Raw genomic sequence first — 13,362 nt, forward strand, 5'->3', positions numbered from 1 at the left:
TACAAGCAAAAACTCAAAATGAAAAAGAACTTAATTATTTTTTGAACACGACCAGAAACCATTAAAATGGCGCCATTAGTAAAGGAGTTTTTAAAAAATAGCGAGGAATTTGATATTCGTGTTTGTATTACTGCACAACACAGAGAAAAGTTAGACCAAGTACTAACGTTTTTAGAATTTACACCAGATTTAGATTTAATGAAACCAAATCTAAATCTGTATACTTTTACAGTAGATATTACAACAAATTTAAAGCCAATTTTAAAAGAATTTAAGACAGATTATGTTTATGAACATGAAGATACAATTACAGCAAGTATTGCTGCATTTTTTATGGAGCAAAAGTATGCCATGTAGAAGCAGGCTTAAGTACATTTAATAAACGTTATCCTTTTCCAGAAGAACTGAGTAGAAGTATCGCTGATAGCATTTCAGATTATCACTTTGCACCAACAATAACATATGAGAAAAATTTATTAAACGAAAACATTTTTAAAAAATATTTTTGTTGTTGGAAACACCGTAGTTGATGCATTAAATTTTAGTTCAGGTAAGGTAACATCTTCTCAATATTCAGATAAAGCAGTCGAAAAGTTAATTTCAATTGTAGATAATTCAAAACTATTAATTTTAGTAACCGGTCATAGAAGAGAAAACCATTGTCAAGGTTTTATAAATCTTTGCAGTGCATTAAAAGAAACTGCAGAACAATATAGCGATGTATAAATTATATATCCAGTTCATTTAAACCCAAATGTACAGAAACCAATATATAAGTTATTAGCAGGTATTAGTCATATAGAGATTTAATAGATCCATTATCCTATTCAGCTTTTGTTTGGTTAATGAATAAATCGCATTTAATTGTTACAAATAGTTGTGGAGTGAAAGAAGAAGCATCAAGTTTAGGAAAATTTGTTTTAGTAATGCGTCATACTACCGAAAGAACTGAAGCTGTAGAAGTAGGAACTGTATTTTTAGTAGGAACAGACAAAGAAAAAATTGTAGACGAAACGAACAACTTATTAAATAAGGAAGAAGCCTACATAAAAATGAGTAAGTTACCTAATCCTTTATGGAGACGGTACAGCTTGTAGTAAAATAGGAACCTTCATATCTAATTTATAGAAGTAAAACCATAATATTATATTTAATTAGCGATATGAATTCTAATTATAATAGCTAAAAACAAAACTTAATATCTATTAAATAAAAATAAGCCTTAATATTTTTTTTAGTGTAATCTAGTAGGGCATACTTTTAAAAATGCTACTTTTGCATACTCTAAATATTTGTGTTTAAAGATTAAAGTCGATGAATAAAAAAATAGCTATTATTGGTTTAGGCTACGTAGGATTACCTTTAGCAGTAGAATTTGCAAAAAAATATCATGTTGTTGGTTTTGATATTAATGAGTCTAGAGTAAATAAATTAAATACTGGACACGATATCACTCTGGAGGTTTCAGATGAAAACTTAAATGCTGTATTAAATGTAAAGGAGAACAATGGCTTAGTGGTATCTAGTGATATAAGTACAATTTCTTCTTGCGAAATATTTATTGTTACAGTTCCTACGCCTGTAGACAAAAATAACAGACCAATTTTAACACCATTAATAAAATCATCCGAAACAATAGGAGCTGTTTTAAAGAAAGGAGACATTGTAATATACGAATCTACAGTTTATCCGGGTGTAACAGAAGATGAATGTGTACCAGTTTTAGAAAATATTAGTGGTTTAAAATTTAATCAAGACTTTTATTGTGGTTATTCTCCTGAACGTATTAATCCAGGAGATAAAAAGCATACTGTTGCAAAGATTAAAAAAGTAACTTCAGGATCTACACCCGAAATAGGAGAAGTGGTAAATAATTTATACGCTACAATAATAACTGCCGGAACACACTTGGCACCAACAATTAAAGTTGCAGAAGCAGCGAAAGTAATTGAAAATGCTCAAAGAGATATAAATATTGCCTTTGTAAATGAGCTAGCTAAAATTTTTAATAAATTAGATATAGATACACATGCTGTTTTAGAAGCTGCAGCAACAAAATGGAACTTTTTACCTTTTAAGCCAGGTTTAGTTGGAGGTCACTGTATAGGTGTTGATCCATTTTATTTGGCTCAAAAGGCACAGGAAGTAGGTTATCATCCAGAAATTATTTTAGCTGGAAGACGTTTAAACGATAGTATGGGAGAGTATGTAGCAACCGAAGTTCTAAAATTAATGGTAACCAATAATATAGCTATAAAGAATGCAAAAGTGTTGATGCTGGGTATAACATTTAAAGAAAATTGTCCTGACATTAGAAATACTAAAGCTATTGATGTATATAAAAGTTTAACAAATTTTAATATGAAAGTCGATGTTTTCGATCCATGGGCATCTGCAGAAGAAGTTAAGCATGAATATGATTTGGCTATAATTAGCTCTCTTTCTCGAGAATATGATGCAATTATACATGTTGTAGCTCATGATAAATTTCAAGAAATCGATTTAGATTCTTTAAAAAGTAAAAATGGAGTTATTTATGATGTTAAAGGTAATTTGTCATATAATAAAGTAAACAAAAGACTATAGTAATGTTATATAATACCAAATACCATTCAGATGATTTATCAAATTCAACTTTCTTAGTAACAGGTGGAGCAGGTTTTATCGGCTCCAATCTTGTTGAATACTTATTGAAATATAATGCTAAAAAAGTAGTTATATTAGATAACCTTTCTAATGGGCATAAAAAAAACATAGAATCCTTTTTAGTTAAAGATAACTGCGAATTTATTTTAGGTGACATTAGAGATATAGAGATCTGTAAAATGGCCTTAGAAGGCGTTGATTATGTTTTACATCAAGCTGCTTTAGGTTCTGTACCACGCTCAATCAACGATCCATTAACTTCTAACGAAGTTAATGTCAATGGATATTTAAACATTTTAGAATGTGCAAAAGAGTCTAAAACAGTAAAAAAATTAGTTTATGCTGCTTCTTCAAGCACTTATGGTGACAGTGCTTCTTTACCTAAAGTAGAACATATCATTGGCAAACCATTATCACCTTATGCTATAACGAAATATGTAAATGAATTGTATGCAGAAATATACTCTACAACTTACAATTTTCATACAGTTGGTTTAAGGTATTTTAATGTTTTTGGCCCAAAACAAGATCCTAATGGAGCTTATGCTGCGGTTATTCCTTTGTTTTTTGATGGCGCATTAAATAATAAAGAGGTTTATATAAATGGCGATGGAGAGCAAACTAGAGACTTCACTTTTATAGAAAATGTAGTACAAGCTAACATTAAGGCGGTTTTATCAAATAATGTAAAACATGAAGTTTATAATGTAGCAGTAGGAGAAAGAATAACAGTTAATAAGCTTTGGAATACAATAAAAGAGCTTTCTCATTCTGAAACAAATATAATATACAGAGAAGAAAGATTAGGAGATGTAAGAGACTCTTTAGCCAATATAGAAAAAGCAAAAAAAGAAATTAACTACAAACCTGTAGTGAAACTTAGAGAAGGACTAGAAAGCGCTTTGGTTTGGTATAAAAAAACAATTAAAATTATTATGACATTATTAAAGCAAAAATTAGTTACAATTATTTTAATATTATTAACCTTTTCATGCGGCAATGAAAAAAAGAAGAAAAAAACAAGCTAATATTGAAGTAATAACTACTGAAAAATCACAAAATAAAACATGTAAAGTTTATGTTCGTGGAGTCTTTCAGGAGGATGATGTTTTTGATGTTTTTTTTCAGAGGTCGCTACAGAGCCTTTTTCTCGAAAAAGGTTAAAGAGCTTAAAGTTTAAAGGAGATACTAAGGTTCAAGAACTGATATTTGATTTAGGTGACTATTATCCTGAAAAAATAAGATTAGATATTGGAAATAATAAGGATATGGAAGAAATTATAATTGAAGAAGTACTTATTCAATATGATAATAAAGTCTTTAAAATAGATAAATCTAATTTTTGGACATATTTTGAACCTAATCAATTTATTCTTGCAGGCTCTAATAACAATATTTTATTAAAACCAGTCGTTATACAAGAAAAAGAAGTTTATGATCCATTTTTAATCAGTACCCCAGTTTTGATAAGAGAATTAGTGCGATTATAGTTTTAATTTAACTTTTAGGAGCAGACTTAAATTAGTGATGAATAATTTTTTTTAAATTTAAAAATAGATAGTAATTATTTGCTTCTTTTAGGATTACTTTTTTTCCTATACTTCCGTTTAATTTTTCTTCAATTATCATAATTTTTTTCTCTTTGAGTTCTATTTTTGTTAATTGGAGTAAAGGTTTAAGTCATTTTAAGCTGTTTAGCGTCAAAGTCTTAATTGTTAATTGCCTATATGTTTTTTTTATAATATTATCATTAATTTACACGGCAAATCTAGAGGAGGGCTTTATAAGGATAAAGGTTTTATTGCCTATTGTTATCCTACCGATTGTAATTGTTTTTTTTCAAAAAAAGTATAAAGAGAAGCAGTATTTTCTAATTTTTAAAGTTTTTATTTTCGCAAATTTTCTTTTTTTAGTTTTTACCGCTGTTTATTTTTTAAGATACTCAGTAGAATATTGTTATTATGAAATTAGTGAATTACCATATGTAGATAGAATATTTTATATCTGGAGAGTAGCATTTAAAGATCTTTTATGGTGTGCACAGCAAAGAAATGATTCTTTTTTTCTAATTCATAAAACGTATAATTCAATTAATTTGTTAATAGCTAGTCTTTTTGCAATTCAATTATACTTTAAAAGTAATAGTTCATTTTTGTTTAAGTTACTATTGTTACTTCTTTTGTTCTTGTTTTCTAGCGTAATAATATATTTTAAATCTTTAATAGGAATTTTCTTCATCATTACTATTATTCCATTTAATTTTTTGTGTCTAAAGTATAATGCAAAAAAGGCATTGATGTGTATAGGTATTTTACTTGTAGTCCTTTTATTTGTGTTATTTTTGAAAAAAGATAGCATAATAGATAATATTAATAATGAGACAGAGTATTCTACGGTAGTTGCAAATCAGAGTGAGGTAAATGGAGTTTTTGAGAGGGTTTACTTAAATATTTCTTCAATGCAACTTTTTCTAAACGAACCTGTATTGGGTTATGGAATTGGGGATGTAAAGGATAATCTTAGAAAACAAAATTTAATAAATTCCAATAATTCCAATAATTACATAAATTTTTACGAGAACCAATTGAATACACATAATTATTATTTTAATTTGATACTTACTGGAGGTCCAATCATTTTTATTTCATTTTTATATATGATTTGGTATAATTCGAAGTTGGCAATAGATTATAAAAATTATACATATATTAGTTTTTTAATAATTATAATGATTACTCTTTGTTTTGAAAATTTATTTGATAGAATGATGGGAGTTATAACTTTTGCAATAATGAATAGCTTGTTTATTAAATGTGCTTTCGATAATAAGAGAAATTAAATATGATAAGAACGCCTGAGTTTAAAGTCTTTGTTTATTTTTCTGGAAAAGCACTTTCTGCATTAGTTTCATTGGCTATTATCCCCTTATTTATAAAATGGTTTGGAAGCGAGAATTATGGGAAATATATTATTATTTATGTAACATTTTTAATTTTTATTTCTGGAGCTATCGGATGGATAAATCAGTCTATAATAAAATATCATGGTGATCATGAGGATAGTGATGTTTTTTACGCTAGTGCTCATAATATTAATTTTAAAGTAGCACTGTTTGCAACGGTTCCATTATTAGTAACTATTTATTTTAGTGGCGTAGCAAATTCTTTACTATTATTTACAGCTGTTGGTTTTTCCTTTATTTTAGCCTGCAGGTATACGTCTAAACTTATAGAGAAACAAGCTGAGATGCAATCCTTGCTGTATTCTACATCTGAAATTCTAAGACTACTTGTGTTTTTGGGTTTCACTTTTGTACTTAAAAAAGTAGAAGCTTTATCTTCTTTAGAAATTATTTTTAGTGCATTATTTTTTAGTTATTTGATACCTTTATTTTTTCTGGATAGAAAATTTAATTTTAAAGATTTTAGATTTGATAAAAAGATAGATTTTTCCTTAGTAAAAAAATTCTTGCATTATGGATTGCCGCTAAGTTTATGGATGGTCTTTTCTCCAAGCGCTAATGGTATAGATAAATATGTTTTGAATCATTATGTTGGCGCAAGTGTTTTGGCACAATATGCAGCAGTGTATGATGTCGTATTTAAGGTGTTTACGCAATTGGTTAATCCAATTAATAGTGTCTATCAACCTTTGTTAATGAAAATTAATAGTACGGGTGATAAATCATTATTTTATAAAACCTTAAAGAAGGCATTGTTTTATTTAGCTTTAATTTGTGTACCAGTTTTGTTGTTCTTTTATTTTTTTAGAGATTTTATATTAGTCAATTATTTGGGTTTTAAAGATGAGGAAGACATTTTTTTACTAAAATCTATTATTTTGCCATTAGCGTTGAGTGCCATTATATGGCAAATATCTATTATTTTACAAAAAAATCTCGAAGCACAAGAAAAAACAAAGGTTTTAACATTCTATATTATAGTAGTTGTCTTACTTAGTTTGTTTTTTTCAATATGGTTACTGCCAATTTATGATTTCACTATATTAGCTTACATAAACTTAGTAGCAAGTGTTTTATATTTTATAATAATTTATTTTACTAGTAAGTATGATAAAAACTGAAACTATAATTAATTATGTTTTCGCTGTTTTATTTGTGATGTTTACCTGTTTTACGGGTATTCCTTTTTTGAAGTATATAAAAGTTTTGTTAATTTTAATTTTAATATTGCTTGCCATTTTTAAAAGAACAAAATTAAGTGTCGAAATAATTATAATTTTAATCATTTTTGTTTCTTATGGTTTATTTAGTACTATTTACGGACTAATACTAGGTAATCCAGGCGCTATAAGAAGTATCACGGTATATCTTTTATGGCCAATTTTATTTGTATTTTTTTGGGTTTATTAGAAGAAAAGCATTTAAAAAAATAGATGACCTATTAGTTTTAGTTTTTAAAATCATCATATTTCTTTGTATATTGCAAATTTTTGAAGGTGTTACTGGCAAATTAAATTTTATTTCTATAATTTTTAATGGTGTTTCTAGTCAATATATAGATTTAAAGAACCATTATATACTTATTAGTAATCCTGCTATTAATTCTATTCTATTTATTTTACCATATTTTATTTCTCAGGCTTTACTTAATAGAAATAAGAAATATATTTATTTAAGCATTGTCGGTTTAATAATCCCTATTATTACTGGAAGGCGGGCTATGATATTAATTATTATAGCTTCGATAGCCATTTTTTTATTTTTGATAATAATTTTTATCCAAAAATTGAAAAAAGATGTTTTTATTAGAGTTTTTAAAAAAATGAAATTATTAATTATAACTGGTTTTATTCTTTTGTTAGTGGTGTTTACAAATTACTCTACTCAGTTTGTAAATATTTTTATTGCAAACAAAGTTAATTCAAACACAGAAAGATCAAGACAGTTTATAAGTTTACTAGACGGATTCGCATCTAGTCCTATTATAGGTAATGGTTCAGGAGCCGTAGCTTCAGTTGTACGTTCCGTTGTTCAACCTTGGTCTTACGAACTGTTTTATCTATCAATTTTGTTCCATCAGGGTTTAATTGGAATTATGCTTTATATTTTAGTTTTTATATGGATTATGATTAATTTGTTGAAAATATTTAAATATAATCAGAACAAAACAGGCTTTCATGTCTTGTCCATACTTGTTGGTTTAATATGTTTTTTAATTGCTAGTGCAACCAATCCCTATATTGCTAAGTTGGATTTTATGTGGGTTTTGTTTTATCCTATCGCTGTAATAAATGTATTTAAAAGAATTAAAAACAAATAAAATGTTAACTATTATAATAGTAAATTTCTTTTCGGAAAATTTGGTAAGGGATTGCATATACTCTATAAAGACTGGATTAATTGTTAAAAACACGAAGATTGTTGTTGTTGATAATGGATCCAATACTTCAATTTTAAGTGATTTGGAGCATAATGGCGATATTAGATTGGTAAAAAACAATAAGAACAGTGGGTTCTCAAAAGCATGTAACTTAGGGGCCAAAGAGGTCAACACAAAGTACTTACTTTTTTAAACCCAGATACAAAGGTGTTCAAAAACTCATTGATTGATGCAATTAACTATATGGAAGATAATCCAAGTATAAAAGTATTAGGTTGTAAACAGATTGATGAAAATGATAAAGTCCATAGGAGTTGTGCTAGATATGTTACATTGCCAAGATATCTTAATAAGATATCAGGACTTAATAGATTATTTCCTAGTCTATTTAAAGCCTATCACATGAGTGATTGGGACCATAGGTCATCACGTTCCGTAGATCATGTAATTGGAGCATTTTATTTAATTCCTACAGTAGATTTTCTAAAAGTTGGTGGTTTTACTAAGGACTACTTTGTATATTATGAGGATTTAGATTTATCTAAAAAAATAACCAATTTAGGTGGAGAAATTTTTTACAATGCTGAAATAGAAATTTTCCACCAAGGAGGTGGAGCCTCTCAAAATGTTAAAGCAGAAAGGCTATTTTATTCTTTAGATTCTTTGCTCATTTACAGTAAAAAACATCTTGGTAAATTAGAGTATCTAATATTGTTTTTTGTTGCGATGTTTATAGAGCCTTTGATAAGATTATTAATGGTATTATTTAAACTAGATATAACTTCATTTTTTCAAATACTAAAGAGTTATAAATTACTTTATAAAAAACGTTTTTTTAAATGAACATCAAATTCTTTCCAAAATACACGGATAAGGGAGCTAGTAGTAGGTATCGAATATATCAATATCAAAGGTTCTTCTCAAAGTATAATTGTAAAATTCAACCTTTTTTTGATAAAAACTATATTCCAGCCATATCTTATCGAAATATTAATGGATTGATGTACTTATTTAAATTATATTCAATAAAAATCAAGCAATTACTATCGTTAAAAAGAAAAGATATTGTTTTTGTGCAGTATGAGTTTACACCATTTTTACCGTTCAATGTAATTTTTTTAAACTTTTTAAAATAAAGTATATCGTAGATTTTGATGATGCCGCTTTCCACGATTATGACCAAAGTAAAAATAGAATAGTTAGAACCTTATTTAATAATAAAATTTCTAAAGTAATTAAACATGCGACTCATGTAATAACAGGTAGCCCATATTTAACAAGCTACGCGATTAGGTATAATAAAAATGTAACAGAAATCCCTACCTCCATAGATATTAGCAAGTATAACCTTAAAGAAAACAAATCAAAATCGAATAAATTTATTGTTGGATGGATAGGTTCTAAAACAACATCCAAAAATCTTATCGAACTAATACCTGTGTTTAAAAAATTACAAGAAGAAGATTTTAATTTCGAATTACGTTTTATAGGATTCGATACAGCCTTAGCTAAAGAGTTTAGCAATCTTCCGTTAACCATTGTAACCTGGACTAAGGAAAAAGAAGTTGAAGAAATACAGAAATTTACAGTTGGTATTATGCCATTAGAGAACAAGCTTTTTAATAAAGGAAAATGTGCTTTTAAATTAATACAATATATGGCCTGTGCTTTACCTACAATTGCGACGCCATTAGAAGCAAATATTAAAGTTGATAGAGGTAATGGTAATTTGTTTGCCACAACTAATGAAGAGTGGTATTTGGCTTTAAATATTATTAAATCAAACAGTGAGCTATATAAGGAAATAGGTTTGAATAACAGAAAAGTAATAGAAGATTTTTATAGTATTCAAGCTAATTATAGTAGCTATATAAATATTTTTGAAAAATTTTAATGAATATACTATTTGTTTTATTGGTAATTGTTTTTTATTTGTATCTTTTTAATACGGCTTACAAGGAACATAAAAGGAAACCCAAAAGAATCTTATTAGTACTACTATACTCAATTCATGTTGTATCATTATTTGTGTTTTATAGTTTCACAAATCTGAAAGAAGTTGATAGTTACATTTTTTTTAAGCGCGCTGTACAATCCAGTAATATTCTAGAATTTTTATATCCCGGGAGTAAATTTATAAGCTTTTTAATCTATCCATTAGTTAAAATTGGGTTGTCTTATTTTACTATTTCAGCTCTATTCTCAACTTTGAGTATAGCTGGTTTTTCTAAGGCTATAAGCATACTATTTAATACCGTAGAAAAGCTAACTAATAATAAATTACTCTTGTTTTTAGCTTTAATGTTACTAATGCCAACCTTGCACTTTTGGACAGCAGGACTTACTAAAGAGACTATTCTATTTTTTTGCTCATACATATTCTAAATGTTATTTTAAAAGCAAAAAGCATAAATTATTTAACCTTTATTCCTTTATTATTTATTTTAGGTATTAGGCCCTATTTATTCTTAATACTTTTATTTTGTTATATCATACATAGTGTCTTAAACTATAAACTTTCAATTATAAAAAAAGGGATACTCATTATATCGTTTATTATTATTTCCTTTTCCGCTTCACCTGTTATAAAGATTTTTTTAAAAGTAGATACTTTAAATTATCAAACCTATACAGAATTGCTAAAAAAAATAGCAAAATATAGTAATAATTCTGGTAATTCTAGTATTAATTTAGAAACCTCTAATTATTTTGAAAGGCTATTTTTAGTAGTCTCTAGACCATTGTTTTATGATGCAAGCTCTATTTCTCAATATGTTATTTCCATAGAAAACCTATGTGTTTCTGGTTTAGTTATTCTGTTCTTATATAAATTAATTAAAGGAAAAATTGAACTTGAGAAATCTTTCTTTTTTATTTACGCAGCTATCACTTTTATTATTTTATTTTTGAGCTTATATATCTATAATTTAGGATTAGCCTCAAGAATGAGAATTATGTTTATACCATATCTTATTTTTGTTATGTTTCTATCTGAGGTAAACATTCAAAAACATGAAGAAAAAAATAATTAGAGTAACAACAATACCTTTATCTTTAGAAAAGCTTTTGGGAGGTCAAATGTCTTTCATGAAAGATTTTTATGAGGTAAAAGCAGTCTCATCAAATAAAAATAAGCTTCAAGAAGTTGGTGAAACTGAAGGAGTGGAAACTTATTGGATAGATTTAACAAGAAAAATCACACCAATAAAAGACATATTAGCTGTTTATAAAATGTATGGTTTTTTAAAAAAGAAAAGCCATTTATAATACATTCTCACACACCTAAAGCAGGATTAGTGTCTATGTTGGCAGCAAAGCTAGCAGGAGTCCCAAACCGACTGCATACAGTAGCAGGATTACCTTTGCTAGAAAGTATTGGTCTAAAAAGAGTTGTTTTAGACTTTGTAGAAAAGCTTACCTATAAGTGCGCCACTAAGGTATACCCAAATTCTAATGCACTTAAAAATATTATTATCGATAATAAATTAGCAAAGCAAAAGAAGCTTAAAGTTATTGGTTACGGTAGTTCAAACGGTATTAATTTAGATTACTTTAACCCTAAAAATTTTACTGCTAAAGAAGTTTTAGCTTTAAAAAAACAATTAGGAATAAAAAGTGAAAACTATGTATATATCTTTGTTGGTAGAATAGTTAAAGATAAGGGAATTAATGAAGTAATAGAAAGTTTTGTTCAAGTAAATCTTGAGAATCCTAATACAAAACTAGTCTTGGTTGGACCCTTTGAAGCAGATTTGGATCCAATTAAACCCGAAAATTTTAAGGAAATAAAGAACAATAAAAATATTATTGAAATAGGTTATGTAAATGATGTTAGACCTTATTTTTTAATAGCAAACACATTAGTTTTTCCAAGTTACAGAGAGGGTTTTCCAAATGTAGTTATGCAAGCAGGTGCAATGGGATTGCCTAGTATAGTAAGTAACATTAATGGGTGCAATGAAATTATTGAAGACAAAAAAACGGGCTTATAATACCAGTTAAAGACGCTGTAAGCTTAACTGATAGCATGAAAGAGTTGCTTTTAAATCAAGATTTATATTTAAAACTTAAAGAAAACTCAAGAGTAAGTATCCAAGATAGGTATGAGCAAAACTTTATTTGGCAAGAAATCTTAAAAGAATATAAACAATTAGAAAATGTATAAACTATTTTTCAAACGTATTATTGATTTTTTAACCGCTTTAGTTAGTTTAATTTTAGCAAGTCCAATACTTCTTGTGTTAATAGTTATTTTATCAATAAGTAACAGAGGGTCTTGTTTTTTCTTTCAAAAAAGACCTGGAAAAAAAGGAAAAATATTTAAAGTCATCAAGTTTAAAACGATGAATGATAAAAGGGATGAACAAGGAAAATTGCTGTCGGATGAAAAAAGATTAACTAATTTAGGTAAATTTGTAAGAAAAACATCACTAGATGAGTTACCACAATTATTTAATGTTTTAAAGGGAGACATGAGCTTAATAGGTCCTAGACCATTATTGCCAGAGTATTTACCATTGTACAATTCAATACAAAGTAAGAGGCATGATGTAAAACCAGGAATAACAGGTTGGGCTCAAGTTAATGGTAGAAATGCAATTACATGGAATAAGAAATTTGAATTAGATGTTTGGTATGTAAATAATATTAGCATTTTTTTAGATATAAAGATTCTATTAAAAACAATATTAAAAGTGGTCCAATCCGAAGGGATTAATGGAGTAAATGCTGTAACTACAGAAAAATATACAGGAAATAACTAATGAAGTATTTATTTGGAGCAAGCGGTCATGCAAAAGTGGTGTTAGATGTTATAAAATCTACAAAAAAACATAAAATAAAAGGTGTTTTTGATGATTATATAACATTAACGTCTTTTTTTGAATTGCCATTCCTAGGTAAATTTAGCGAGTTTAATAAAACTAGTAATACTGAAATGATTATTTCAATTGGCGACAATAGTATAAGAAAAAGGGTTGTAAACGGGATAGGTGCAGATTACTTTACTGCTTTAGATAAGAGTGCTATAATTTCTAAATCCTGCGTAATTTCTGAAGGAACGGTCGTTATGCCGAATGTGGTTATAAATGCGCATGTGGAGATAGGAAAACACTGTATTGTTAATACAGGAGCTATTATTGAGCATGACTGTATTATCGGAAATTTTGTACATATATCTCCAAATGCCACATTAACAGGTAACGTAAATATTGGAGAAGGTACTCATGTTGGTGCAGGAGCTATAATAATACCAAATGTTCACATAGGAAAGTGGTGTGTCATTGGAGCTGGTGCAGTTATTTTGAAGGATATTCCGGATTATTCAACAGTTGTTGGTAATCCTGGAAGAATAATAAAGATAAATAAAATATAA

The 13,362-nt window shown here is 27.6% G+C and carries 13 protein-coding genes and 2 pseudogenes; 14 read left to right on the forward strand and 1 reads right to left on the reverse strand.

Annotation, left to right across the window (positions count from 1 at the left end):
• Positions 1-66: 66 nt before the first annotated feature.
• The 10 genes and pseudogenes from wecB to AC0L4B_RS04170 all read left to right on the forward strand — a co-directional run bounded on the left by wecB (position 67) and on the right by AC0L4B_RS04170 (position 9,882).
• Positions 67-1,128: pseudogene (gene wecB, locus AC0L4B_RS04125) on the forward strand (non-hydrolyzing UDP-N-acetylglucosamine 2-epimerase).
• Positions 1,129-1,314: 186 nt separating this feature from the next.
• Positions 1,315-2,586: a nucleotide sugar dehydrogenase gene (locus tag AC0L4B_RS04130; protein ID WP_473438674.1), complete on the forward strand. Its 1,272-nt coding sequence runs from the start codon at positions 1,315-1,317 to the stop codon at positions 2,584-2,586.
• Between the two features lie 2 nt (positions 2,587-2,588).
• Positions 2,589-3,674, forward strand: a complete 1,086-nt coding sequence (locus tag AC0L4B_RS04135) for an SDR family oxidoreductase (RefSeq protein WP_473438675.1) — start codon at positions 2,589-2,591, stop codon at positions 3,672-3,674.
• A gap of 240 nt (positions 3,675-3,914) precedes the next feature.
• A complete protein-coding gene (locus AC0L4B_RS04140; protein ID WP_473438676.1) occupies positions 3,915-4,136 on the forward strand; it encodes a hypothetical protein in 222 nt (73 codons plus the stop codon).
• 689 nt (positions 4,137-4,825) lie between these two features.
• A complete protein-coding gene (locus AC0L4B_RS04145; protein ID WP_473439391.1) occupies positions 4,826-5,485 on the forward strand; it encodes an O-antigen ligase family protein in 660 nt (219 codons plus the stop codon).
• 2 nt (positions 5,486-5,487) lie between these two features.
• Positions 5,488-6,729 carry a lipopolysaccharide biosynthesis protein gene (locus AC0L4B_RS04150; RefSeq protein ID WP_473438677.1) on the forward strand — a complete coding sequence of 414 codons (1,242 nt, stop codon included), beginning with the start codon at positions 5,488-5,490 and terminating at the stop codon, positions 6,727-6,729.
• Between the two features lie 359 nt (positions 6,730-7,088).
• Complete coding sequence (locus AC0L4B_RS04155; protein ID WP_473438678.1) at positions 7,089-7,928, forward strand: O-antigen ligase family protein; 840 nt, start codon at positions 7,089-7,091, stop codon at positions 7,926-7,928.
• 1 nt (position 7,929) lies between these two features.
• Positions 7,930-8,181, forward strand: a complete 252-nt coding sequence (locus AC0L4B_RS04160; RefSeq protein WP_473438679.1) for a glycosyltransferase family 2 protein — start codon at positions 7,930-7,932, stop codon at positions 8,179-8,181.
• Between the two features lie 29 nt (positions 8,182-8,210).
• Positions 8,211-8,831 carry a glycosyltransferase family 2 protein gene (locus tag AC0L4B_RS04165; RefSeq protein ID WP_473438680.1) on the forward strand — a complete coding sequence of 207 codons (621 nt, stop codon included), beginning with the start codon at positions 8,211-8,213 and terminating at the stop codon, positions 8,829-8,831.
• A gap of 490 nt (positions 8,832-9,321) precedes the next feature.
• Entirely contained in the window at positions 9,322-9,882 is a 561-nt protein-coding gene (locus AC0L4B_RS04170) for a glycosyltransferase (RefSeq protein WP_473439392.1), read from the forward strand.
• A gap of 283 nt (positions 9,883-10,165) precedes the next feature.
• Here AC0L4B_RS04170 and AC0L4B_RS04175 read toward each other — a convergent pair whose 3' ends face one another.
• Positions 10,166-10,366 carry a hypothetical protein gene (locus AC0L4B_RS04175; protein ID WP_473438681.1) on the reverse strand — a complete coding sequence of 67 codons (201 nt, stop codon included), beginning with the start codon at positions 10,364-10,366 and terminating at the stop codon, positions 10,166-10,168.
• 258 nt (positions 10,367-10,624) lie between these two features.
• On the opposite strand from AC0L4B_RS04175, the gene AC0L4B_RS04180 reads away from it, so the two are divergent.
• The 4 genes and pseudogenes from AC0L4B_RS04180 (at position 10,625) to AC0L4B_RS04195 (ending at position 13,362) form a co-directional block, all read left to right on the forward strand.
• Positions 10,625-11,020 (forward strand): hypothetical protein, encoded by a 396-nt coding sequence (locus AC0L4B_RS04180; RefSeq protein ID WP_473438682.1) that lies wholly within the window; start codon positions 10,625-10,627, stop codon positions 11,018-11,020.
• Positions 11,001-12,153: pseudogene (locus AC0L4B_RS04185) on the forward strand (glycosyltransferase family 4 protein). The gene AC0L4B_RS04180 and the pseudogene AC0L4B_RS04185 overlap by 20 nt, the downstream one beginning before the upstream one ends.
• Positions 12,146-12,751 (forward strand): sugar transferase, encoded by a 606-nt coding sequence (locus AC0L4B_RS04190; RefSeq protein ID WP_473438683.1) that lies wholly within the window; start codon positions 12,146-12,148, stop codon positions 12,749-12,751. Before AC0L4B_RS04185 ends, AC0L4B_RS04190 begins: the two are co-directional and overlap by 8 nt.
• Positions 12,751-13,362, forward strand: a complete 612-nt coding sequence (locus AC0L4B_RS04195; RefSeq protein ID WP_473438684.1) for an acetyltransferase — start codon at positions 12,751-12,753, stop codon at positions 13,360-13,362. The genes AC0L4B_RS04190 and AC0L4B_RS04195 overlap by 1 nt, the downstream gene beginning before the upstream one ends.

The sequence above is a fragment of the Olleya sp. NP1-10 genome (assembly GCF_055804415.1).

What these genes read in the sequence shown, in the direction of transcription:
- AC0L4B_RS04195 (WP_473438684.1), top strand. Translation starts at nt 12,751, where the DNA reads ATGAAGTATTTATTTGGAGCAAGCGGTCATGCAAAAGTGGTGTTAGAT.
- AC0L4B_RS04140 (WP_473438676.1), top strand. Translation starts at nt 3,915, where the DNA reads ATGGAAGAAATTATAATTGAAGAAGTACTTATTCAATATGATAATAAA.
- AC0L4B_RS04130 (WP_473438674.1), top strand. Translation starts at nt 1,315, where the DNA reads ATGAATAAAAAAATAGCTATTATTGGTTTAGGCTACGTAGGATTACCT.
- AC0L4B_RS04135 (WP_473438675.1), top strand. Translation starts at nt 2,589, where the DNA reads ATGTTATATAATACCAAATACCATTCAGATGATTTATCAAATTCAACT.
- AC0L4B_RS04190 (WP_473438683.1), top strand. Translation starts at nt 12,146, where the DNA reads ATGTATAAACTATTTTTCAAACGTATTATTGATTTTTTAACCGCTTTA.
- AC0L4B_RS04175 (WP_473438681.1), bottom strand. Translation starts at nt 10,366, where the DNA reads ATGTATGAGCAAAAAAATAGAATAGTCTCTTTAGTAAGTCCTGCTGTC.
- AC0L4B_RS04160 (WP_473438679.1), top strand. Translation starts at nt 7,930, where the DNA reads ATGTTAACTATTATAATAGTAAATTTCTTTTCGGAAAATTTGGTAAGG.
- AC0L4B_RS04150 (WP_473438677.1), top strand. Translation starts at nt 5,488, where the DNA reads ATGATAAGAACGCCTGAGTTTAAAGTCTTTGTTTATTTTTCTGGAAAA.